This window comes from Microlunatus sp. Gsoil 973 (genome assembly GCF_009707365.1).
Classification (GTDB): Bacteria; Actinomycetota; Actinomycetes; order Propionibacteriales; family Propionibacteriaceae; genus Microlunatus.
In genome coordinates this window covers 3,629,103-3,651,569 of the sequence record NZ_CP046122.1, presented here as the reverse complement: position 1 = coordinate 3,651,569, position 22,467 = coordinate 3,629,103, and the positions used below count along the sequence as shown (strand labels likewise).

At 66.2% G+C, this 22,467-nt stretch carries 19 protein-coding genes and 1 pseudogene; 17 read left to right on the top strand and 3 right to left on the bottom strand.

Features of this window, described 5'->3' with window-relative positions:
* Positions 1 to 60: 60 nt before the first annotated feature.
* Positions 61 to 3,516, top strand: a complete 3,456-nt coding sequence (locus GJV80_RS17235; RefSeq protein WP_154688954.1) for a phosphodiester glycosidase family protein — start codon at positions 61 to 63, stop codon at positions 3,514 to 3,516.
* Between the two features lie 17 nt (positions 3,517 to 3,533).
* Here the strand turns inward: GJV80_RS17235 and GJV80_RS17230 are convergent, their stop codons facing one another.
* A complete protein-coding gene (locus GJV80_RS17230) occupies positions 3,534 to 4,046 on the bottom strand; it encodes a type II toxin-antitoxin system PemK/MazF family toxin (protein WP_230207796.1) in 513 nt (170 codons plus the stop codon).
* Positions 4,047 to 4,082: 36 nt separating this feature from the next.
* A complete protein-coding gene (locus GJV80_RS17225) occupies positions 4,083 to 4,796 on the bottom strand; it encodes a GntR family transcriptional regulator (protein WP_230207795.1) in 714 nt (237 codons plus the stop codon).
* A 142-nt stretch (positions 4,797 to 4,938) separates the two neighbouring features.
* Between GJV80_RS17225 and GJV80_RS17220 the strand changes: the two genes are divergently transcribed.
* From GJV80_RS17220 to GJV80_RS17145, 16 genes are all read left to right on the top strand, one after another.
* Positions 4,939 to 5,814 carry an NAD(P)-dependent oxidoreductase gene (locus tag GJV80_RS17220; protein WP_154688953.1) on the top strand — a complete coding sequence of 292 codons (876 nt, stop codon included), beginning with the start codon at positions 4,939 to 4,941 and terminating at the stop codon, positions 5,812 to 5,814.
* On the top strand, positions 5,814 to 6,659 hold the full coding sequence (locus tag GJV80_RS17215) for a carbohydrate ABC transporter permease (RefSeq protein ID WP_230207794.1): 846 nt from the start codon (positions 5,814 to 5,816) through the stop codon (positions 6,657 to 6,659). The genes GJV80_RS17220 and GJV80_RS17215 overlap by 1 nt, the downstream gene beginning before the upstream one ends.
* Positions 6,660 to 6,769: 110 nt before the next feature.
* Positions 6,770 to 7,669: a carbohydrate ABC transporter permease gene (locus GJV80_RS17210; RefSeq protein ID WP_154688952.1), complete on the top strand. Its 900-nt coding sequence runs from the start codon at positions 6,770 to 6,772 to the stop codon at positions 7,667 to 7,669.
* 23 nt (positions 7,670 to 7,692) lie between these two features.
* Entirely contained in the window at positions 7,693 to 9,009 is a 1,317-nt protein-coding gene (locus tag GJV80_RS17205) for an ABC transporter substrate-binding protein (protein ID WP_154688951.1), read from the top strand.
* A gap of 52 nt (positions 9,010 to 9,061) precedes the next feature.
* A complete protein-coding gene (locus GJV80_RS17200) occupies positions 9,062 to 10,273 on the top strand; it encodes a CaiB/BaiF CoA-transferase family protein (protein ID WP_154688950.1) in 1,212 nt (403 codons plus the stop codon).
* Between the two features lie 21 nt (positions 10,274 to 10,294).
* A complete protein-coding gene (locus tag GJV80_RS17195; RefSeq protein WP_154688949.1) occupies positions 10,295 to 11,188 on the top strand; it encodes an amidohydrolase in 894 nt (297 codons plus the stop codon).
* A gap of 49 nt (positions 11,189 to 11,237) precedes the next feature.
* Complete coding sequence (locus tag GJV80_RS17190; protein ID WP_230207793.1) at positions 11,238 to 11,999, top strand: RraA family protein; 762 nt, start codon at positions 11,238 to 11,240, stop codon at positions 11,997 to 11,999.
* 18 nt (positions 12,000 to 12,017) lie between these two features.
* Positions 12,018 to 12,707 (top strand): RraA family protein, encoded by a 690-nt coding sequence (locus GJV80_RS17185; protein WP_154688948.1) that lies wholly within the window; start codon positions 12,018 to 12,020, stop codon positions 12,705 to 12,707.
* Entirely contained in the window at positions 12,704 to 13,480 is a 777-nt protein-coding gene (locus GJV80_RS17180; protein ID WP_154688947.1) for an enoyl-CoA hydratase-related protein, read from the top strand. Before GJV80_RS17185 ends, GJV80_RS17180 begins: the two co-directional genes overlap by 4 nt.
* Positions 13,481 to 13,693: 213 nt before the next feature.
* Positions 13,694 to 15,463 (top strand): ABC transporter substrate-binding protein, encoded by a 1,770-nt coding sequence (locus tag GJV80_RS17175; protein WP_154688946.1) that lies wholly within the window; start codon positions 13,694 to 13,696, stop codon positions 15,461 to 15,463.
* A complete protein-coding gene (locus GJV80_RS17170; RefSeq protein WP_154688945.1) occupies positions 15,460 to 17,340 on the top strand; it encodes an ABC transporter ATP-binding protein in 1,881 nt (626 codons plus the stop codon). The genes GJV80_RS17175 and GJV80_RS17170 overlap by 4 nt, the downstream gene beginning before the upstream one ends.
* Complete coding sequence (locus GJV80_RS17165; protein ID WP_154688944.1) at positions 17,340 to 18,335, top strand: ABC transporter permease; 996 nt, start codon at positions 17,340 to 17,342, stop codon at positions 18,333 to 18,335. Before GJV80_RS17170 ends, GJV80_RS17165 begins: the two co-directional genes overlap by 1 nt.
* Entirely contained in the window at positions 18,332 to 19,291 is a 960-nt protein-coding gene (locus GJV80_RS17160; protein ID WP_154688943.1) for an ABC transporter permease, read from the top strand. Before GJV80_RS17165 ends, GJV80_RS17160 begins: the two co-directional genes overlap by 4 nt.
* Positions 19,292 to 19,331: 40 nt before the next feature.
* Positions 19,332 to 20,261, top strand: coding sequence for an acetamidase/formamidase family protein (locus tag GJV80_RS17155; protein WP_154688942.1), 930 nt, complete (start codon positions 19,332 to 19,334; stop codon positions 20,259 to 20,261).
* Between the two features lie 124 nt (positions 20,262 to 20,385).
* The gene (locus GJV80_RS17150) at positions 20,386 to 21,063 is read left to right on the top strand and encodes an SRPBCC family protein (RefSeq protein WP_154688941.1); all 678 of its coding nucleotides are present in this window, start codon (positions 20,386 to 20,388) and stop codon (positions 21,061 to 21,063) included.
* Complete coding sequence (locus GJV80_RS17145; RefSeq protein ID WP_154688940.1) at positions 21,053 to 21,451, top strand: helix-turn-helix transcriptional regulator; 399 nt, start codon at positions 21,053 to 21,055, stop codon at positions 21,449 to 21,451. Before GJV80_RS17150 ends, GJV80_RS17145 begins: the two co-directional genes overlap by 11 nt.
* Before the next feature lie 65 nt (positions 21,452 to 21,516).
* Here the strand turns inward: GJV80_RS17145 and GJV80_RS24175 are convergent.
* A pseudogene (locus GJV80_RS24175) lies at positions 21,517 to 22,284 on the bottom strand (cytochrome P450); the annotation flags it as partial.
* Positions 22,285 to 22,467 lie beyond the last annotated feature (183 nt).

Sequence of the window (22,467 nt, the reverse complement as noted above, 5' to 3'; positions counted from 1 at the left end):
CCCAGATCCATGATCGGATCCCATTCCCAGATCGGCTCGATCTGCCTATGATCTGGGTACATGTCCAACATCGAAGCGCGCCAATCTGAAAATAGTTTTCGGTTCTCCCGGCGCGGGCTGATCGCCGGGGCGGTCGCCACTGCTGGTCTGGTCGCGACGAACCGCTACGCCTACGGAGACCCTTCCGACTCCGAGCGGGCCGCAGCACCGGTGCTGACCGGCGGCACCGGATTCGAGCGACCCGACTACCAGACCACGGTTGAGGGCGAATCAGTCGAGGTGAACCGGATCGACCTGCCGGTCGCTCCAGGGATCGCGCTGACCACGTTCGACACGTTCGGCCGCAGCGGCTGGCTGCGGGTCAGCGTGCTGAACGCCGACCTCACACTGCCGTCGGTCGACGTGGACCTGGTGGCGGACAAGATCAGCGACCCCTGGACGCTGGCGGCAACCGCTGATGCCCAGCGGGCGGTCGCCGCGGTGAACGGTGACTATTTCGACATCACCCAGACCAACGCGCCGATCGGTCCGGAGGTCAAGAACGGGGAGCTGCGCAAGGCCGACATCAGGCACGCCACGGTGGCGACGGTCGGCGTCGACCGGATCGCCCGGATCGCCGATCTCGTGCTCGACGGAACGATCACCGTCGCAGGCGTGCGGTGCCCGCTGGCCGCGGTCAACACCGTCGCCCTACCGATGGACGGAGTCGCGATCTTCACCCCGCTGTGGGGTGACGCGTCCCGTTCATTGCTGCAGGGCACGGGCCCGTACACCGAACTGATCGTCAAGAACGGCACGGTCAGTGGGATCAGCGGCAAGATCACCGAGGAACCGGTCCCGGACGATGGATTGGTCGTCATCGGCACCGGAACCGGCGCGGATCGGCTCGCCGCGGCCAGGGTCGGCGATCCGGTTGCCGTCTCGTACGCCGCCAGAACCGACTCACCGGTCGGCCTTCGGATGGCACTGGGCAGTGGGGCGGTCCTGGTCACGAACGGCCGACCCGTGGACTTCCCGCCCAGCACCGGCAACGACGAACCCAAGCCGCGGTCGGCGATCGGCTGGCCGGCATCGGGCGACCGAGTCCTGCTGGTCGCGATCGACGGGGGTGCCAACTTCTCCACCGGGCTGAGCTTCGATGACACTGCGAAGTTGATGGTCCGGCTCGGCGCGGACAGCGCGTTCATGTTGGACGGCGGCGGGTCCACCGAAATGGTTGCCCGGCATCCCGGCGACCGGAAGGTGACCGTGACCAACACACCGTCGGACGGCAACGAGCGGCTGATCGCCGACGGCGTCGGCCTGTTCGGTGCCAGAGGGTCCGGGCGGCTTCGTGGCCTTGATCTGCGGCCGCAGGCCGATCGCGTTGTTCCGGGGCTGACGCTGACGCTCGTGGCCGCCGGATACGACGAGGCGTGGGCGCCGGTCGAGGTGGAGAAGGTCGACTGGAGCGTCGTCCCGCCCAAGCTCGGCACCGTCCACGAGGGCCTCCTGCACGCCGGACAACCAGGCGCCGGGTCGCTGCATGCGTCCTCCGGTGCGGCACACGGCAGGCATCCGATCCGGGTGATCGGCGAACTCGATCATCTGATGTTCACCGACACCGTGATCACCATCGACACCAAAGGCAGCGCATCGGTCGGCCTCACCGGTGTCGACGCCGACGGCTTCGGCGCCCCAGTCGCCGCCCGCGATGTGGGCCTCGACTACGACCACGACGTGATCACGGTGGCTGAGGCCGACGACGGCGGCCTGACGATCAGCGGCCTGGACGTTCCCGGCGGCACCACCACCGCGCTGACCGCAACCGTCGGCAGCACGTCGACGACGTTGACGGTCGTCGTGGGCTGGGTGGAGGAACCGCTCGCCGACTTCGAGCCGGAGGAGACCTGGACCGCACTCGCCGCCCGCGGCTCGGCCACGGTGGCCTATGTCGACGCCACCGACCGGCCGGACGCACCGGCCGGTAACCACGCGCTGCAACTCAGCTACGACTTCACCGGCCAGCCCAGCACCTCAGCGGCATATGCCGTTGCCGGATCACCGATCACCCTGCCGGCCGGCGCCAAGAAGCTGTCGCTGTGGGTCAAGGGCGACGGGAAGCTGCACTGGCTGCGGGCGATGATGTCCTCCCAGGGCACCACCAATGTGCCGTTCACCTTCGCCACGGTGGTCGACTGGACCGGCTGGAAGCAGGTGGTCGGCGACATTCCCGACGGCTTCTCCGCGCCGATCACCCTGACCCGCGTCTACATCGCCGAAACCTCGCAGACCAACAAGAACTCCGGTGCGCTGCTGTTCGACGGCCTGACCGCTCTCGTCGGCAACCAGCCGCCCAACGACCAGCCGCCGCACCCGGACCCCTACGTTCTCGAGCAACGCTCGGCGGTCGGCACCCGACGCTGGACCTTCGCCGTGCTGTCCGATCTGCACGTCAGCGCCGCGCAGGGCCTTGATTCGTTCTCCGGGCGACAGGCCGGGATAGCGCTGGATCAGGCGGTCGCCGCCGGACCGGACTTCCTCCTGATCAACGGCGATTTCGTCGACGGTGACGATCCGGCCGACTTCGAGCTGGCGTTGGGGTTGCTGGAAGATCACGTACCCGCGGATCTCCCGGTCTATTGGGGTCCGGGCAACCACGAGGCGGGCCTTTCGGCGAGCGGCGGACTGGACGCCTTCGTTGCGGCCACCGGCCGGCCGACCCACCAGATCTTCGATCACCGCGGCACCCGGGTGATCATGCTCGACTCCCACACGGGTGACATCCGCACCTCCGACTGGGACCAGATCATCGGGTTGCGTGAGGAACTCGACAAGGCTGCAGTCGATCCTGCGTTGAGGTCGGTGATCGTCTCCTTCCACCATCCGCTTGCCGATCCGACCGGAGCCGGCGCCTCCCAGCTGTCCGACCAGCTCGAGGCGATGATGATCAAGAACTGGCTCACCGACTTCCGGGAGCGTGCCGGTAAGCCCATCGCGCTGTTCACCGGTCACGTTCACACGGCGTCGGTCCGCCGCGACGACGGTCTGCTGGAGGTGACCACTCCGGCCGTCGGCAAGACGCCGTACGCGTCACCGGACCACGGCGGATTCTTCGGCTGGATGCTGGTCGGGGTCGACCCGGAACCGGGAACGATCACTGCGGGAAAGCCCAGCCCGCAGACCCGCACCTGGCTGCAGGCAAAGGTCAACCCGGTGATCGACAAGATCACGCTGACCGCACCGGCCGCGATCACGGTCGGGGACTCCGCGGCCGTGTCGGCGACCGGCAGTACGACCGGGTTCGGCCTGACCTTCCCGCTGCGTTTCCCGGCCAGTGTCGTGTGGTCGGGGAGTGCGGGTCTGGTGATCATCGAATCCGTGGCAGACCTGCAGAAGGCCATGTCTCGGACGGGAACGCTTGCTGTTCTCGATCGTGGTTCGGGCAGGCTACATGCCGTACAACCCGGATCGGTGCAGGTCACGGTCGCCTCCGGCGGTCTCAGCCGGTCAGCGACGGTTCAGCTGGTCCACTGACGCCGCGTCCGGGAAGATCAGGCATGGAACCGCCTGACGGCGGCGACCACGGCGTCATAGCGACGCCGGTCCAAGGTGCCGCCGGTGCGCCGGACGTCCTTCATCGGAACCCGAAGCAGGCGGTCCAGTCGGACCTCTGAGGCCCGGTGTCGGCTGTCCCAGTCCCCGGACCCGATGTCCATCCAGTGCCTGCCATAGCGAGCTTCCTGCTCGGCATCCCGATCATGGTCCTTCGAGGTCAGCTGTGCCACGACCACGAAGGCGCCGGTCCGGGCCAGCACCAACACCGGCCGGTCCTTGCCCTGCTGTGGGTCCTCCTCGTAGGGCACCCAGGTCCAGACCACTTCGCCCGGGTCGGGCAGGTCGTCGGCCTGGGGCGCGTACTGCAGGATCGGCAGCCCGAGCCGCCTGGTGTCGTACATCTCGGTGCGATCGCCATCTGGCGTGTTCTGGGCAGGTGTGCGACGGATGACCCTGCCGACCGCCCGTAGCGTTCGACCCCAGAAACCCGGACTGCTTGGCGATCTCACGGCAACGAGCGTAGATGGAACGGCCGGTCAGCAGCGCTAATCGGCCGTTCGGTCGGTCGGCCGCTTGCCTGCCGTTGCCATGAACGAACGCTCGCCGTGCACGGCGAGCTCGGCCAGAGCGGCGGCCTGGTCACCGGACGCGACGAGGTCCAGCAGAGTCCGGTGTCGGCCGACGTGCTCGTGCAGGTCCTCGTAGAACTTCTCCCGGGCGATCAGGTTCCGGGACATGCACAGCAGGAGCTGCTGCTGGACCGAACCGTAGATCCACTCCAGGCGGCGGTGCTCGGCGATCTTGATCAGGTTCGAGTGGAAGGCGTAGCCGGCCAGCACCAGAGCGCCGCGGTCTTGCGCGTCCGCGCAGCGCTCCATCTCCGCCAGGGCCCGCCGGGCCGGCTCCAGCACCTCGGGATGCCGGACCGGAATGCCCAGTTCGAAGGCTGTCTTCTCCAGCGCCGAGCGGAGGGTGACGATCTCGTAGACGTCCTGGCTGGTCAGCGTGGCCACGAAGGATCCCCGCCGCGGCCTGGTGAGGATCAGACCTTCGTTCTCCAGCAGCCTGAGCGCTTCCCGCAGCGGAGGTCGGCTGATCGCGAGTTCCTGGGTGAGGCGTTCCTCGATCAGCCGTTCACCAGGGGCGAAGTCACCGGCGAGTATCCGTTTGCGGATCGCTTCGACGGCCAACTCGACGAGGCTCGGTGAGCGCAGTCGGCCGTCCTCGCGGGCGGCGTCGGGCATGGCAGGAAGCGACATCGGGGCACCTCAGCTCTCGTGACTGCAATGGAGGAAATTTAGCAGGGGACCTTGCCTTCTGTAGATCGTCTGTTGTAGACATTAGACCGAGTTGTAGACAACAGACTGCGATCGTTCCCTCGTCGGGCGTCAAGGAGGACCCATGACGGTGCCGGTGACGCGTGCTACCCCTGTGGGATTCGTCGGGCTCGGCAACCTCGGCCAACCGATGGCGCTGAATCTCATTGACCACGGCTGGTCACTGCAGGTGGTCGACAGCAAACCCGAGCGAGTCGAGCCGGTGGTGGCCGCGGGCGCGACGGCGGTCGGAGATGTCACGGCGCTGGCCGAGACGCCGGTGGTCTGCTTCGCAGTGCCGGATGATCGGGGCATCCGCTCCGTCCTGGCCGATGGATTGAGCCAGCGACTCGGCCCCGATCATCTGATCATTGTCCACAGCACGACCCTGCCCAACCGGGCTCGTGAACTTGCCGCGGAGATCAAGCGTGCGACCGGCGCGGCGTATCTGGAGGTCCCGGTGTCGGGCGGCTCGGACCGGGCACGCCGCGGAGAGCTCAGTGCCTTCATCGGCGGGGATGACCCGTCCATCGAGGCCGCCCTCGCGGTACTCGAGGACGAAGCCTCGAAGCTGTTCCGGCTGGGCCCGGTCGGGGCCGGGTCCGCAACGAAACTCGCCAACCAGTTGATCGCCTTCAGCGCACTGGCCGGGGTACACGAAGCCTTGCAGCTGACCGCCGCCTTCCAGGTGGCCGAGGAGGCCGCACTCGACGCGATCGCCAGCGCGACGGGAGATACCTGGGTCGGCCGGAACCTGGACTTCTGGGACCGCACCGCCCTGGACTACAACGCGGCCGGGGTGCCCGAGGCCGACCGGCCCTGGGCCAAGGATCTTGTCGAGGTCCTGACGACCGCCGCAGATCTGGGGATCGAGCTGCCGGTGGCGACGTTGTTGTCCGAGGTGCTGCCGCCGGCCGTTGAGGACCGTGCGCTCTCGATCGCGGAGAGGGCGGGTGCGTAATGGGTCTGGCATCGTTCGGCGAACAGCTGACCGGCACGTCGACCGGAGACTGGCGTGGCGCCCGCGGTCGGGGCCGGAGCCCGTTGCGCCGCGACAACGCTCGCACTGCGCTGATCTTCTTGTCGCCCTGGCTGCTCGGCATGATCGGTTTGACGCTCGGACCGATGATCTACTCGCTCTACCTCGCCTTCACCAGGTACAACCTGCTCCGCCCGCCGCAGTTCATCGGTGTGCAGAACTTCGGGGACCTCGTCGCGGACTCTCGCTTCCGGACCTCGGTCGTGGTCACCATCCGCTACGTGCTGCTCTCCGTGCCGACCGTCCTGGTCGTCTCCATGGTGGTTGCGCTGTTGATGAACGCCGCGATCAGGTTCATCACGGGCTACCGTGCCTTGTTCTACCTGCCATCACTGCTCGGAGCCAGCGTCGCCATCGCCACACTGTGGCGGATGATCTGGGGCGACTCGGGCCTGATCCCGAACGCCTTGGCCAAGATCGGGATCCATCACGGCAGTTTCATCGGCGACCCGAAGACCGCGCTCTACACGATCGTGTCACTCAACGCCTGGGCGTTCGGCTCGACCATGATCATCTTCCTGGCCGGTCTGCGTCAGGTGTCGAGGGAACTCCTCGAGGCCGCCGCCGTCGACGGGGCGGGGAGACTGCGGCGCTTCTGGCACATCACGCTGCCCAGCATCAGCCCGCTGATCTTCTTCAGCGTGGTGATGGACACGCTGCACGCCTTCCAGGCGTTCACCGGCGCCTATGTGACCACCGGCGGTGGGCCGCCGACAGCACCCTGTTCTACACCCTCTATCTCTACGAGAAGGGCTTCGCCGAACTGAACATGGGGTACGCCGCCGCGATGGCCTGGCTGTTGGTCCTCGGGCTCGCGGCGATCACCGGTGGTCTGTTCTTCAGCTCCCGCTACTGGGTCCACTACGGAGAGTGACCGATGACCACCGCTACCTCTGCGCGCGTCGCCGTGCCGGCCATCCAGCGAGTGATCAGACCAGCCAGGAACCGGGTGGCGATCGGAGTGATCCGGCACTCGCTGTTGATCATCGTGCTGATCCTGATGCTCTACCCGCTGCTGTGGATGCTCGCGGCATCCTTCCGGCCGAACAACGAGATCTTCACCCACCTCGGCGTCTGGTCGAAGAACTTCACGATCGCCAACTACGTCAACGGACTGCAGGGCGGCGGCACGATCAACTTCAGCCGGTACTTCCTCAACTCGGTGATCATCGCGGCCCTGTCGGTTGCCGGCAACCTGTTCTCCTGCACGCTGGCGGCGTACACGTTCGCTCGCCTGGAGTTCCCCTTGAAGCGAGTGGCGTTCGGGCTGTTGCTGGCAACACTGCTGCTGCCCTATCACGTCACCCTGGTGCCGCAGTACATCATGTTCAACAAGCTTCACTGGATCAACACATTCCTCCCCCTGGTGGTGCCGAAGTTCCTCGCCACGGACGCATTCTTCATCTTCCTCATGGTCCAGTTCATCCGGAGCCTGCCCCATGAGCTCGACTACGCCGCCCGCATCGACGGCGCCGGGCACTGGGGGATCTTCACCCGGATCATCATGCCGCTGTCCCTGCCGGCGATCGGCACGATGGCGCTCTTCACGTTCATCTGGACCTGGAACGACTTCCTGGGTCCGCTGCTCTACCTCAGCAAGAACAATCTGTGGACCGTTCCACTCGGTCTGAACGCCTTCCTCGACTCCACCGGCGGAGAGTCCTCCTATGGCGCGCTCTTCGCCATGGCGACGCTCTCGTTGGCGCCATTGGTGGCCGTCTTCATCGCTTTCCAGCGGCTGCTCCTCGAGGGGATCGCCACCTCGGGGCTCAAGTAGTCATCATCACGAAAGGACCAGACATGCCAATCTCGAGGCGGAGCCTGCTCAGCGCAGGCGGACTCGCCACAGCAGCACTCCTGGCGGGCTGCTCGTCGAGCGGCAGCGGGAGCCCCGGCGACACCAAGACCGGCGGCAAGGTCACCGGCAAGATCGAACTCTTCTACTGGGGTTCCTCGAGCCGGGTCGACAAGTACAACAAGATCGACGCGCTGTTCCAGAAGGCGCACGCCGGTACTACGGTCGAGGCGTCGGCGACCGACTTCGAGAGCTACTTCGACAAGCTCAACACCATGGCAGCGAGCCAGTCGATGCCGGATGTCACGACGATGCAGACCCGGCAGCTCAATGACTACACCGCCAACGGTGTGCTGCAGAACCTGCAGCCGTTGATCGACGCCGGCCAGATCAAGGTGAACGACATCCCCAAGAGTGTTCTTGACTACGGTCGCGGACCGGACGGCACGCTGTACATGATTCCGTTCGGCTGCGCCTGGAACGCGATCACGGTGAACCAGTCGATGGCGGAGAAGGCCGGCATCGACCTGCCGAAGACGGGCTACACCTGGGACGAGTACGCCGACTGGTTGTCCGATGCGCAGGACAAGCTGCCGGACGGGATTCCGGCGGCCGACGATGCGGGCGGCAGTGAGGCAAGACTTCTTGCCTACGTGATCTCCAACGGCCACGACGTGTTCACCGCCGACGGCAAGCTCGCCTTCGACAAGTCGGTACTGGCCGAGTACTGGAACATGTGGCAGGGCTTCGCCAAGTCCGGATACCTGCTCAAGCCGCAGCAGAGCGCGGACGAACCTGATCAACTGGAACAGTTCTACGTCACCCTCAACAAGGTGTTGTCCGAAGACACCGCAGGTAACGCGCTGCCGGGCATCCAGGCCGCCAACGAGGACAACAAGATGACCACCCTGCTCTTCCCGTCGGGGAGTGCGGGCCTGGGCAACTCGTTGTTCGTCAGCGGCTACTCGATCCCGACCAACTCCGAGAACACCGCGACGGCGGCCGCCTACATCGACTTTTGGACCAACGACGACGACAGCGCGGCGATCTTCGCCTCCGACAACGGGGCCGTGGCCAACACCCGCCAACTGGAAGTACAGATCGAGAACCCTGCAGCCAAAGGCCTTGACCAGGTCCTCTCCCAATACAAGCAGATCACCGACGCAAAGGTGAAGGCGCCGGTCATGCCGGCCGGCTACTTCGCCTACTTCAGCGCCGGCCTCGATCGGCACTACCAGGATGTGCAGTTCGGCCGGGCGTCTGTTGATCAAGCAGTGGAGGCCTTCTTCAAGGAGGCCAACTCCAGTATGGGCGGCCAGTAGCCCCCGCGACTCCCGGACAGCTTGTTGGGACGACAGCCGAGTGATGAGGAACATGGCGGAAGATCAGATCGACCCCGACCGAACGAACGAGGGCGCCCTGGCGGGCCTGCGCGTCCTGGACCTGTCACAGGTGATGTCGGGCCCCTACTGCACCATGATGCTTGCCGACCTCGGCGCGGATGTGATCAAGATCGAAAGCCCCGACGCCGGCGACCAGAGCCGCAGGTCGTGGGGCTATTCGGTGATCGGCGAGGACAGCCGGGCCTTCCTGTCGCTCAATCGCAACAAGCGCAGTGTCGTCCTCGACCTCAAGGCCGACGCCGGGCGCGATCGGTTCTTCGAGCTCGTGCGCTCCGCCGACATCGTCGTCGAGAACTTCCGTCCGGGTACGACCACCCGACTCGGCGTCGACTATGACGCGGTCCGGGCGGTCAACCCCAAGATCATCTACGCCAGCATCTCCGGCTTCGGGCAGACCGGACCGTACGCCAACTACCCCGGCTACGACCTGATCGCCCAGGCGATGACCGGTGTGATGAGCGTGATGGGCGAGCCGGGCCGCGCGCCGATCAAGTCCGCCATCCCGATCGCCGACCTGGGGGCGGGCATGTTTCTGACCATCGCAATCCTGGGCGCTGTCGTCGCTCGCGGGCGAACCGGTGACGGACAGTACGTGGAGACGTCGCTGTTCGAGGCGGCGCTGGCGATGTCGGTGTGGGAGTCCACCGAGTTCTGGTCCACCGGCAAGAGCCCTCAGCCGATCGGCTCGGCGAACCGGATGTCTGCCCCGTACCAGGCACTGGCCACCAAGGACGGTTACCTCACGATCGGCGCCAACAACGAGAAGTTCTGGCGGATCCTGTGCGATGTTCTCGACGCGCCTGACCTGATCGCCGATCCGCGCTTCATCGACAATGACGCCCGGCTGACCAACCGGGAGATCCTGGCCGCGGAGCTGCAAGCGCGCTTCCGGACCCGGACGACCGACGAGTGGGTCGAGGACCTGCTCGCCGCCGGTGTGCCGGCCGGACCGATCCGGGACTATCAGCAGGTGCTGACCAGCGATCCACACACCCGTGCCCGGGAGATGGTGATCAGCTTCGATCATCCGGTCGAGGGCACCACCTATGCCCTCGGCTCTCCCCTCAAACTCCGCGGCACTCCGGTGAGCAGCCATCCGTCACCGCCTCCGCTGCTCGGTGAACACACCGAAGAAGTTCTGCACGACCTGACCGATCACCAGACCGGCCGAGCCGGCGACTAGACCGAACGGAAGCACCACCCCATGGTCACCATCGACGCCCATCAGCACTTCTGGCGGACCGCCGCCCAGGAACAGTCCTGGCGCACCAGCGCCCACCGCCTGCTGGAGCGTGACTACCTCCCCGATGACCTGGACCCCGAGCTGCGGCAGGTGGGCGTCGACGGAACGGTACTGATGCAGTCGGTCGACGAGCCCGCCGAGAACGACCGCCTCGCGGACTTCGCCGCCCACGCGAGCGTCGCCGGCGTGGTCGCGTGGATGCCGATCAAGGAGCCCGAAGCGGCGCTCGTCGAACTCGACCGGGTGCGCATCGAGCGGCTGTGCGGAGTCCGCTGCCTGATCGCCGAGGACCCGCTGGCCTGGTTGACCGAACCGCCCGCGTTGCGACTGTTCGAGGAGATCGCACGGCGCGGGCTCGTCTGGGACGTCGTACCGATCACCGCAGCACAGACCGCTCAGGTGATCAAGCTCGCCCGACTCGTACCCGAATTGAAGATCGTCGTCGATCACCTCGGAAGGCCACCACTGGACACCGGCGGGTGGAGTCCGTGGGCCGACCACCTGGCAGAGCTCGCCCAATCACCGGCGGTGGCCCTCAAGGTCTCGGTCGGCATCGACGCCCTCACCGCCTGGACGGCCTGGGACCCGGCCGAACTCGACCGGTACGTCGCCCACGCCGTCGATCAGTTCGGAGCCGACCGGCTGCTGCTGGGCAGCAACTGGCCGGTCGTACTGCTGCGCGCCTCGTACGCCTCGGCCTGGAACGACGTCCGGTTGTTGCTCTACGACCACCTGGCGACCGATGACGAACGAGCTGCGGTCGTCGGCGGCACCGCAGTCCGGGTCTACGGGCTCGACCCGAGTGGCTCGGTCGGCGAGCGGCCGGCTGATCGGAACGCCACAGCACACCCTTGAATCACCTCCCTGAATCAGAACGAGTCACGCCACAACAAAAGGAGAGACCGTGACCACAACCGCCCCAAGGACCACCTTCACCAAGGCTGATCCGGACAACCTGGCCAGCCTCTATCAGCCGCTCCGCGTCGTCGACGTGGTCGACGCCATGGACGGCATCGGGTATTTCAACATCGGCCTGATGGACAAGGAGATCCGCCCACTCTGGCTGGGGATGAAGTTCTGGGGAGAGGCGGCGACCATCCGCTGCGTTCCGTCCAACAAGCCGATGTGGAAACTCGACACGACCGAAGACATCGTGCGGGCCCACGGCATCTGGTTCAAGGAGAATCCGCCTGCGCGGCTGCCCGATGATCTCAAGCCGGGGCATGTGATCGTGATGGATTCCGGCGGTGGCCCCGAGGTCGGCTTCTGGGGCTCGGAGAACGCCATGGGCGCCGTCCTCAACGGTGCCGTGGGCATCATCACCGACGGGTACGCCCGCGACACCGCCGAACTGGCCCTGCAGCGGACGCCGGTCGTGTCCCGCTACCGCGGCCGGCCGATCATCCCGGGCCGGATCCAGGCAATCGAGGCGCAGACGACGATCGCCTGCGGCGGTGTCCAGGTGAATCCGGGCGACATCGTCGGCTGCGACGACGACGGTGTTGTCGTCGTACCGCAGCAGGTTGCCCGCGAGGTCGCCACCCACGCGATCGCGATCATGCTGGCCGATATGCGCTCCCGGCTCGCCAAGTATGAGGCGCTCGGCAAGGCTCCGGACTCGACGGTCGACGCCGATGCGATCATCGCCTACTACGCCGACCTCTGAGGTCGAGGTGAGCTGATCATGGACTTCGCTGACATCGAGAAGCTGTACGGTGGCCTGCGGGTCGCCGACGTCCGCGACGGCATGGACTGGATCGGCCTGTTCAGCAAGGGCACGGTCTCCCGGTCGGTGCGTCCCGTCGTGCCCGGCACCAGCATGTTCGGGCCGGCGCTCACGGTCCGCGGCCGCGCGTCCTGGGTCCAGCCGGAGACGATGACTCCCGACGACTACACCAAGTGGGCCAGGGAATACTGGTACGGGTCGATGCACATCGAGCCGTTCACCGAGGACATCAACCCCGGTGACGTGCTGGTCTTCGAGAGTCCCGACCTTGGTGTCGGTGAGCTCGGCTCCAACAACACCCTGAAGTTCCTGACCAGGAAGGCCAACGGTGTCGTGACCAGCGGCGGCTGCCGGGACACCGACGAGGTGCGCCTGCAGGGCTTCCCGGTCTTCGCCCAGTACATCAACCAGACCATGACCCAGGGCCGGCTGGAGTACGAGAGCCACAACATCCCGGTCACCCTGGTCAACGTCCTGGTCAACCCGGGCGACATCGTCGTCGGCGACGGCGACGGGGTGATCGTGGTGCCGCAGGAGCACGCCGAGGAGGTCGCCAAGTACGCCCGCCAGGAGCAGGAACACGACAAGGAGATGCGCCGCAAGATGTACGCCGAACTGGGCTGGGAACTCGACGACACCGTCCGATGAGCGGTCAGATCCTGGAAGACCTGGCCGGCGACACCTGGACGCTGACCGTCTCCAACCCCCGCCGACGGAACGCGCTGTCCTTCGACATGTACGCCTCCCTGGAGGACGCGTTCCGTCGGGCGGGTGAGGAACCGGGGCTGCGGGCGCTCGTCCTACGGGGTGCCGACGGCCACTTCGCCGGCGGCACCGACATCAACGAACTCTCCATCCGGGTCACCGACGGCCGACTCGGCGTGGAGTACGAGCACTACATGGCCCGGGTCCAGTCGGCGCTGCTGGATCTGCGCATCCCGGTGATCGCGCTCGTCGAGGGCGTTTGCGTAGGCGGTGGACTGGTGCTCGCCGCCCTCAGTGACATCGTCTACTGCACACCCGATGCCCGCTTCGGCTCGCCGATCGCCCGCACCCTGGGCAACACCCTGTCGGTGACCTCACTGCACCGGATGTACGCACTGCTCGGTCGCCGGGTCGCGGCCCGCATGCTCCTCACGGCAACACTGATCGACGCCGAGACCGCCCGGCAGGCGGGCTTCGTCACCGACGTCGTGCCGTCGGAGAACCTCCGGACAACGCTGGAATCCACCTTGGATGGGATCCGCGGCTGCTCCGCGGAATCCCTGTGGTCGTTCAAGGAACTCGAACGGCGGATCGACAGCGCCGTCGGCGATCTTGATGTGGACGACGTGTACCGACGCGTGTACGGCAGTGCTGACTTCCGCGAAGGCGTCGACGCCTTCCTCGCGAAGCGACCTGCCCGCTTCGGCGACGACTGACGGCGCCCGAGCGAGGTTGTTTCAGCCGCTTTAACGCGTGTTAAACCCTCATCACAGGAGTGCCGGCGCCACTGAAACGCCTATAACCTCTGGCTATCAGTTCGTTGCACGTGTAACGAACAAGACTTTCATGGGCGCGCCCTCGAAGCGCCATTCATGTCCACGAACGTCGCGTCGACGCTGCCGCGCCAGCTTCAGCCAGGGGAGATCATCATGACCTCTGCTCGTCCGATCTGGGTGGCTGCCTCCGCCGGGCTCTTGGCGGCCACACTTGCCTTGACCGGGTGCTCCGAAAAGGGTTCGGCGTCCGCGTCGACCAATTCGGGCACACCGACCCGAGGCGGAAGCCTGCAGATCCTCGCCACCGCCGATGTCGATCACATCGATCCAACCCAGGGCGGCTCGATCGCAGGAAACAATGTGCAACACGCGATCACCCGCTCACTGCTCGGCTATAAGTCCGCGATGGACATAGCCAGCAGGAACAAGCTGCAACCTGATCTTGCCACCCAGGTGCCGACACCGACCGACAGCGGTCGCACGTATATCTACAAGATCAGGGAGGGGGTGGCCTGGGACGCGCCGGGTGGCCCGCGCCAGATCACCTCGGCCGACTTCGCGCGCGGCGTTGGCCTGATGTGCAACCCGTACATGGCCTCACCCCGGCTGGGCTACGTGCTGGATCTGATCAAGGGTATGGCCGGCTTCTGTGCCAAGTTCGCCAAGATCGATCCGACAGCCCCGGCGATCAAGAAATTCTTTGGCAGCAACGCCATCTCCGGCATCGACACCTCCGATCCGAAGACCGTCGTCGTGCACCTGGTGAAACCGGCCGGAGACTTCAACTACATGATGACCCTTCCGGCGACCGCCCCTCAGCCGGTCGAGGCGTTGGCGTACCTGCCCGACTCCGTCGACTACAAGCGGAACTTCGTCGCCAGCGGCCCGTACACGGTCGGCTCCTATTCGCCCAACCAGGAGCTGACCCTGGTCCGGAACAAGGCCTGGAAGGCCAGTACCGACCCACTCCGGGCGGCGTACGTCGACAAGATCCACATCACCCAAGGCGTCACACCGCAGGCCGCCATGCAACAACTGCAGTCCGGCGACGCCGATCTGACCTACGACATCAGCATGCCGGCGGCGACCCTGCAGCAGCTCAGCGCCGCCAAAGATGATCATCTGGTCACCTTCGACACCGGGGCGACGTCATTCATCTGGTTCAACCAACTGTCCGACAACAACGGTGGTGCCCTGAAGAAGGTGAAGGTCCGCCAGGCCCTCGAGTACGCGGTCGACAAGAAATCCCTGGTGCAGCAACTCGGCGGAACGGTCGCCGCGTCCCCACAGCACGGGATTCTCGGCCCGGGCATCAACGGCTATCACGACTTCTCGCCCTACCCGTCACCGAACGATGCCGGTGATCCTGCCAAGGCCAAGCAGCTGTTGGCGGAGGCCGGCTACCCGAACGGCCTGACCCTGAAGCTGCCGTACAGCACCGCCGAGCCGAACCCGTCGCTGGTGCAGATCCTGCAGGCTTCCTTCGCCAAAGCGGGCGTCACCGTGAAGCTCATCCCGGAGAACCCCGTCGATCTGATCAACATCATCACCGACAAGAAGCGAGCCGCTGCCGGCGACTGGGACCTCGGCATGCTTGGGTGGCAGGCAGACTGGGTTGGCGGCGCGGCCCGTGCCGTCTTCGGCACGCTGTACACCTACCAGGGCACACCCCAGACCTACAATCTCGCCAACTACGACAACCCGGCGGCCGACAGGCTGGCCGAAAAGGCGCTGGCGACCACCGATGCCGCAGAGAGCGGCAAGCTGTGGGAACAGGTCGACGAGAAGGTGATGGCCGACCCGCCGATCATTCCGACGTACGCGCGAAAGTCGGTGCTCTACTACTCCGAGCGGGTGCAGAACTACCAGATCTATCCGATCGGCTCACAGGCCGACTGGACCAACGTCTGGCTGAAGTCATGAGTGCACTGCTCGAGGTCGAGGGCCTCACGGTCCGGATACCGACCGAGGACGGGATCGTGCACGCAGTGCAGGACGTCTCGTTCACGGTCCGGGGTGGCAGCATCTTCGGCATCGTCGGCGAGTCCGGCTCCGGGAAGAGCGTGCTCACCCAGGCGATCACCGGACTGATGCCTTTTGCAGAGATCACGGGTCGGGCACGATTCGACGGCGTCGACCTGCTCGACCTGCCTGCGCGAGGTATGCAGTCGATACGTGGTCGCCGGATCGGGATGATCTTCCAGGACCCGCTCAGCTCGCTGCACCCGTACTACACGATCGGATCGCAGATCACCGAGTTGATCCACGCCCACGAACGGGTCAGCGGGGCAGCGGCCAAGGCACGAGCGGTCGAACTGTTGAGCAAGGTCGGAATCTCCCAGGCGGCACAACGGTTCTCGAGCTATCCACACCAGTTCTCGGGCGGCATGAGGCAACGCGTCATGATCGCGATGGCGCTGGCCCTGAATCCGCCGTTGATCATCGCCGACGAACCGACGACGGCGCTGGATGTGACCGTCCAGGCCCAGATCATCGAACTGTTGCAGGAGATCCGGCAGGAGTTCGGCTCGACCATCGTGATGGTCACCCACGATCTCGGCCTGCTGTCGACGATCGCGGACGACGTGATGGTGATGTACGCAGGCAGCCGGATGGAGATCGGATCGCGGGCCGAGATCTTCGGCCGACCGGTTCATCCGTACACCTCGGGCCTGCTGCGTTCCTCGCCCGCCAACTACACACCCGGCGAGGATCTGGTCCCGATCCCGGGCCGGCCGCCGAGCCTGCTGCAACCCGCGACGCTGTGCCCGTTCCTCGATCGCTGCGCGGTGGCTGTCGACATCTGCCGGGAGCAGCGTCCGCCGACGCGTGTCTTCGACGACGGCGGGAAGTCGGCCTGTTGGCTGGAGGAGAGCGCGTCGTCACGGGAAACGCACGCGCCGGCCAAGATCGCCGCTCGGCAGATCGCCGGCGACGTCGGGTCGAAGGGTGGTGCGGCGGCCACGGTCGCCGGAGTCCATCTGAGCTATCGGAGCGGCCCGCTGGGTCGTCGCCAGCAGGTCGACGTACTCAAGGGGGTCGACCTGGAGGTGCGGCGCGGTGAGACGCTCGGCCTCGTCGGTGAGAGTGGCTGCGGCAAGACCACGCTGGCTCGAGTGATAGCGGGTCTGGTGCCGGCGAGTGCCGGTGTGGTGACGTTGGCCGGTGCGGATCTGGGAGCGATCAACCGGGCTGGTTGGCGGCGGATGCGTCGGGAGGTCCAGTTGGTCTTCCAGGATCCGTTCGGATCGCTCAACCCGCGTCGGAGGGTCGGTTCGATCATCGACGACCCGCTTCGGATCCACGAGAGACTACCGGGTCGGCAGCGCAAGGCCCGGGTGAAGGATCTGATGGAGCTGGTCGGACTGAATCCCGAGCACTACAACCGGTTTCCGTCGGAGTTCTCCGGTGGCCAGCGTCAACGGATCGGTATCGCCCGAGCGCTGGCGCTGCGGCCGGCATTGATCATCTGCGACGAGCCGGTCTCGGCGCTCGATGTCTCGATCCAGGCACAGATCCTCAATCTGCTCAAGTCCTTGCAACGCGAGTTCGGGCTGACCTATCTGTTCATCTCCCATGATCTGTCGGTCGTCCGGCACATCTGCGACCGGATCGCGGTGATGGACGACGGCAAGATCATCGAGCTCGCCCATTCCGAAACGCTGTACCGGGCGCCGCAACACGAGTTCACGCGCGCGTTGCTGAACGCGTCGATGTCTCGGCCGCACCCGATATCGGATCGCCGCCGCATCCTGGTCGACTCGGTGATGTCGGTCGATCGTGAACGGGAGGTGGCCTGATGGCCGAAGTCACCGCGACACAGACAGCCGGGGCCGGGCGGTCCACCCGAACGGTCACCCAACGCGGATCCGTGGAACTCACGGCGCGGCGCTTGCTCCGGGACAAGGCGGCACTGGCCGCGTTCGGCTTCATCATCGTTCTTGTCCTCCTCGCGATCGCGGCGCCCTTGATCGCAACGATCACTGGTCATGGCATGGCCCAACAGTTCCGCGACACCGGGTTGACCGAAGCCGGGATCCCGAAAGGCCCGGGCGGAACGTTCCTGCTCGGTACGGACTCCCTGGGACGGGACGTGCTGGTTCGGCTTTCCTACGGTGCACGGGTATCACTGCTGGTCGGTGTGGTCGCCTCACTCGCGGCGGCGACGATCGGGGTCATGATCGGCACGATCGCCGGCTACTTCGGCGGCTGGGCCGATCTGCTCCTCAGCCGGGTGATCGATCTGGTGATGAGCGTGCCGTTCCTGCTCTGTGCGCTGGCGCTGGTCTCGGTCCGCGGGCCGAGCCTGCCGTTGAGCATCTGCGTGATCATCTTCTTCAGCTGGACCCACATCGGTCGGATCGTTCGCAGCCAGGTGTTGTCGTTGAGACAGCGTGAGTTCGTCGAGGCCGCGAGGTCGCTCGGATCGGGTCCGATCTCGATCATCGTCCGGGATGTGTTGCCCAACCTCACCGTGCCGATCGTCGTCTACACGACGATGATGATCCCGTCCTCGATCGTCTTCGAGGCGACGTTGTCGTTCCTCGGTCTGGGCATCGTCCCGCCTGCGGCGAGCTGGGGCGGCATGTTGTCCGATGCGTTGAACGGCTCCCTCTACCTGGTGGCGTGGTGGATGGTGCTCTTCCCCGGCGGAATCCTGCTCCTCACCACGCTGGCGTTCAACATCCTCGGCGACGGCCTGCGCGACGCACTGGATCCCAAGGCGCGGCGAGTCGGGTTCGTCTGGCTGACCAAGCAGCGAAAGAGCCGACAGAGCAGGGGAGGCAGGAAATGATCAGGCTGGTCGGCAGCCGAGTGATCTTCGGCGCCATCGTGCTGATCGCCCTCAGCATGTTCGTCTTCGGCTTGTTCTTCATCGCGCCGGGCGATCCGGCGCGAGCGCTGGGCGGTGATCAGGCGACCGGCGAACTCCTGGCGCAGATCAGGATTCAGCTCGGTTTGGATCAGCCGATCTCTGTGCAGTACGCCACGTTCGTCGGCCACGCTGTGCAGGGTGATCTGGGATTCTCCTACCACAGCCAGGAGTCGGTTCTCACTCTGATCGTGGAACGGCTCCCGGCCACCGCATCACTGGTCGTCGGCGGGGTCGTCGTCTGGTTGGTGATCGGCATCCCGATCGGTGTCTCGTCGGCCAAGTTCCCAGGAACCGTTCGGGACCGGGTCGGACAGGGATTCACCCTTGTTGGGCTCAGCTTTCCCAGTTTCGTTCTCGGCATGCTGATGCTGTTCGCGCTGTACTTCCTCCCGCGGCAGGCCGGACTCACGCTGTTCCCGCCGGGCGGTTACGTGCCGCTGTCGGAGGGATTCGGGCCTTGGGCGTGGCATCTGGTTCTGCCGTGGGTGACTCTCGCCCTGGTCAACGCCGCCATCTACGCACGGCTCACCCGCGGCCAGCTGATCGAGGTGCTGGGCGAGGACTACATCCGCACCGCGCGGGCCAAGGGCATCTCCGAGCGCCGAGTCGTCTACAAGCACGGGCTCCGCTCCACACTGACCGCGATCATCACCCAGCTGGGCTCCGACGTCGCCATGCTGTTGGGCGGCGCGATCATCACCGAACAGGTGTTCAACCTGCAGGGTGTCGGCGCCCTCGCCGTGACCGCGGTCACCGCACAGGACCGGCCGGTGATCATCGGCGTCGTCCTGCTCGGCGGTACGTTCGTCGTCGTCGCCAACGTCGTGGTCGACATCCTCTACGGCCTTCTGGACCCTCGCATCCGCCTCGCCTGACACAATCCCCTGCACCACATCGAACGGAGAACATCACCCGATGGCAACCCACCACCTGGACACCGCGAAGAACACGGCGGTCAACTACTTCTCCCGTGACCTTGATCCGGTGCTGACCATCGCCCCGGGTGACACGGTCGTCGTGCACACCCTTGACTCCGGCGGTCACGTCGGCCGCCCCGGCGCCGACGGCCAATTGCCGCCGCGGTTCTTCGCCGAACAACGCGGTCACTGCCTCGTCGGCCCCATCGCGGTCGACGGTGCGAAGCCCGGCCAGAGTCTGGCCGTGCACTTCGACGACCTTGTCCCCGACGACTGGGGGTTCACGGCCGCCGGCCTGCGCGAGACCCCGCTCAACAACCGGCTCGGGATGAAGCCGGACGACGGTGCCCGGCTGATCTGGGAGATCGACCTCGACAAGCGGATCGCGAGCAATCAACTCGGGCTGGCCACCGCCATCGCGCCGTTCCTCGGGGTCGTTGCCGTCGCGCCGCCTGAGCCCGGCCACCACTCGACCGTGCCACCCCGTCCGATCGGCGCCGGCAACATCGACTGCCGTGATCTCGTCGCCGGCGCGACCCTCTACATCCCGGTCGCCGTCGACGGCGCCCTGTTGTCGGTCGGCGACGGTCACGCGGCACAGGGCGACGGCGAGGTGTCCGGCACCGCGATCGAGTGCGGGATGACGACGACGATGACCATCGACCTGATCGACGAGCCGGCCCTGCCCAGCGTGTATGCGACCGCTCCGGAGGGCCGGATCACCTTCGGCTTCGACGCAGACCTGAACGAGGCGACCGCGGTCGCGCTGGACGCGATGCTGGACTGGATGGCGGCCTCGTACGGAATCAGCCGTGCCGAGGCACTGGCGGTGGCCAGCGCGACCGTCAGCATGCGCGTCACCCAGATCGCCAACCAGACCTGGGGCGTCCACGCACTGCTCCCGGCGGGTGCGGTCCTCGAAGGCTGAATCGTCTTCGCTCGAGGCCGGGACTGAGCCCAGCGGCGGGACCGATGCCCGCCGCTGGGCTCTGGCTTGCGCTTGTCGGGGCCACCGTCTAATATAAGTCTGTACTTATATGAACGGAGCCCTGATGACCACGCAGATTGATCCCGGCACCCATGCCGGACTGGTTCGGCGCGAGGTGTGCAGCGGTGAGCGGGACGGGAAGCCGACCAGGACCGTCGTCGCCGAGCGGACGTACCGTGCCGATCGCGACGACGTCTGGGATGCGATCTCCAGTGCCGAACGTTTGCCGCGCTGGTTCCTGCCGATCAGCGGCGAGCTGAGGGTCGGCGGGCGCTACCAGTTGGAGGGTAATGCCGGCGGCACCATCCAGCGGTGTGAGAAGCCGGATCTGGTCGAGGTGACCTGGGAGTTCGGCGGTGGCATGTCCTGGCTTGAGGTGCGGTTGTTCGAGGCCGACGGGGGCACCACGCTCGAGCTCAGACACGAGGCGGTGGTCGAGGAGCACTGGAAGCAGTTCGGCCCGGGCGCGGTCGGGGTCGGTTGGGATCTCAGCCTGCTCGGTCTTGGGCTGCACCTGGAGACCGGTGAGAGCAACGATCCCGAGGAGTTCCAGTCCTGGTCGCTCTCCGGCGACGGAAAGGAATTCGTCCGGTTGTCCAGCGACGGCTGGGGTGAGGCCGCCATCGCCGCGGGCGACGACCCGGATCAGGCGTTGACCGCTGCGGAGATGGTGCGGCGGTTCTTCACCGGTGAGCTCGATCCGACGGCCGGCAGCGAGGATCCGACCCAGGGTGAGCACTGAACCTGCCCGCGGGATCTTCGAGGCGCTGGGCGACCCGGTCCGGCGGAACATCCTGGAGCTGCTCGGTGACGGTGACCGCCCGGTCGGGGAGGTTGCCGAGGCGTTGGGCGTCCGGTACGGGATCTCCCAGCCGGCCACCTCGCAGCACCTGAAGGTCCTGCTCGATGTCGGCCTGGTCACCGTCCGCCCGGCCGGTCGGCAGCGGATCTACGCCGTCGACCCGACCGGCATCGAAGCCGCGATGGCCTGGCTGCAGCACTTCACCGACACCTTCTCCCAGCCACTGGATGCCCTGGAGACCGAGCTTGTCCGTGGCCGCCGCGAGCGCCGATCCACCCGCACGGAGTCTGGCGACCCGGGCGGCGAGCAGCCGCACCGCTCGGCCTGACGACCGGGGCAACGGCGCAGCGCGGAATCCGTACCGATCCCGTCATCTCCGACAGGTGTCGGAAGTCAGCGCGTCTCAACACGCGCCGGAATTGGCCCATCGGGAGTCATCGTGAAGGGAAGTGCCGTCGGGAAGTCCGGTTCCAGCGAGCTGATCCGACGGTTCCGGATGAGACTCGCGAGACCGAGGGTGGCCTCCAGCATTGCGAAGTGGTCCCCGATGCAGGACCGGGCACCGGCCCCGAACGGCAGGAATTGCCAGCGGTCAGGGCGAGTCTGCCCGACGCCGAATCGGTCCGGATCGAACGTCTCGGGAGCGCTCCACAGAGCCGGGTCGCGGTGGAGGGCGTAGATCCCGACGATGATGTTGGTCCCGGCCGCAACCTCGAACCCGTCGACCACAGTGTCGCGCGTGGCGACCCGGGCGACCGCCGGCGCTGGTGGACACAACCGGAGCGCTTCGTGAACGACCTGGACGGTGAACGGGAGCGCGGGTACGTCGTCGACGGTCAATGACCGGTCGCCGAGTGTGCTCACCTCGGTGACTACCCGATCCTGCAGCTCTTGATGGTGGCCAAGCGCCCACAATGCGTAGGTCAGCGTCGTGGATGTGGTGTCGTGGCCGGCGATGAGGAAGACCGCGAGATCGCTGACGACCTCCTCCCTGGTCAGCCGCTGCCCGGTGTCGGGGTCTCGCGCCGCGAGTAGCAGGCGCACCAGTTCGCAGTCCCGTTCGGGATCGGCCTCGTAGCCGGAGATTGCCTTCTCGATCACCGATTTGATATCGGACGCGGCCTCACGGAACCGGTGTCGGGCGGGAGTCGGCAACCACCGGGGGCACGGACGGGTCGGAACCCCCGGCTGGTGATGTAGCTCAGAAGTCGATGAATGCTGGGACCGAGGTTCGGACGATCCTCGTCGAGGTCAAGGCCGAACAACGATCGGCCAAGCACCCGAAGTGTGAGGCCACGCATTTCCTGATCCAAGTCGATCCGTGCACCATCGACCCAGCCGAGC

What these genes read in the sequence shown, in the direction of transcription:
- GJV80_RS17225 (WP_230207795.1), bottom strand. Translation starts at nt 4,796, where the DNA reads ATGTCGCTTCCTGCCATGCCCGACGCCGCCCGCGAGGACGGCCGACTG.
- GJV80_RS17215 (WP_230207794.1), top strand. Translation starts at nt 5,814, where the DNA reads ATGGGTCTGGCATCGTTCGGCGAACAGCTGACCGGCACGTCGACCGGA.
- GJV80_RS17160 (WP_154688943.1), top strand. Translation starts at nt 18,332, where the DNA reads ATGATCAGGCTGGTCGGCAGCCGAGTGATCTTCGGCGCCATCGTGCTG.
- GJV80_RS17155 (WP_154688942.1), top strand. Translation starts at nt 19,332, where the DNA reads ATGGCAACCCACCACCTGGACACCGCGAAGAACACGGCGGTCAACTAC.
- GJV80_RS17150 (WP_154688941.1), top strand. Translation starts at nt 20,386, where the DNA reads ATGACCACGCAGATTGATCCCGGCACCCATGCCGGACTGGTTCGGCGC.
- GJV80_RS17210 (WP_154688952.1), top strand. Translation starts at nt 6,770, where the DNA reads ATGACCACCGCTACCTCTGCGCGCGTCGCCGTGCCGGCCATCCAGCGA.
- GJV80_RS17235 (WP_154688954.1), top strand. Translation starts at nt 61, where the DNA reads ATGTCCAACATCGAAGCGCGCCAATCTGAAAATAGTTTTCGGTTCTCC.
- GJV80_RS17165 (WP_154688944.1), top strand. Translation starts at nt 17,340, where the DNA reads ATGGCCGAAGTCACCGCGACACAGACAGCCGGGGCCGGGCGGTCCACC.
- GJV80_RS17175 (WP_154688946.1), top strand. Translation starts at nt 13,694, where the DNA reads ATGACCTCTGCTCGTCCGATCTGGGTGGCTGCCTCCGCCGGGCTCTTG.
- GJV80_RS17205 (WP_154688951.1), top strand. Translation starts at nt 7,693, where the DNA reads ATGCCAATCTCGAGGCGGAGCCTGCTCAGCGCAGGCGGACTCGCCACA.
- GJV80_RS17220 (WP_154688953.1), top strand. Translation starts at nt 4,939, where the DNA reads ATGACGGTGCCGGTGACGCGTGCTACCCCTGTGGGATTCGTCGGGCTC.
- GJV80_RS17195 (WP_154688949.1), top strand. Translation starts at nt 10,295, where the DNA reads ATGGTCACCATCGACGCCCATCAGCACTTCTGGCGGACCGCCGCCCAG.
- GJV80_RS17180 (WP_154688947.1), top strand. Translation starts at nt 12,704, where the DNA reads ATGAGCGGTCAGATCCTGGAAGACCTGGCCGGCGACACCTGGACGCTG.
- GJV80_RS17170 (WP_154688945.1), top strand. Translation starts at nt 15,460, where the DNA reads ATGAGTGCACTGCTCGAGGTCGAGGGCCTCACGGTCCGGATACCGACC.
- GJV80_RS17200 (WP_154688950.1), top strand. Translation starts at nt 9,062, where the DNA reads ATGGCGGAAGATCAGATCGACCCCGACCGAACGAACGAGGGCGCCCTG.
- GJV80_RS17185 (WP_154688948.1), top strand. Translation starts at nt 12,018, where the DNA reads ATGGACTTCGCTGACATCGAGAAGCTGTACGGTGGCCTGCGGGTCGCC.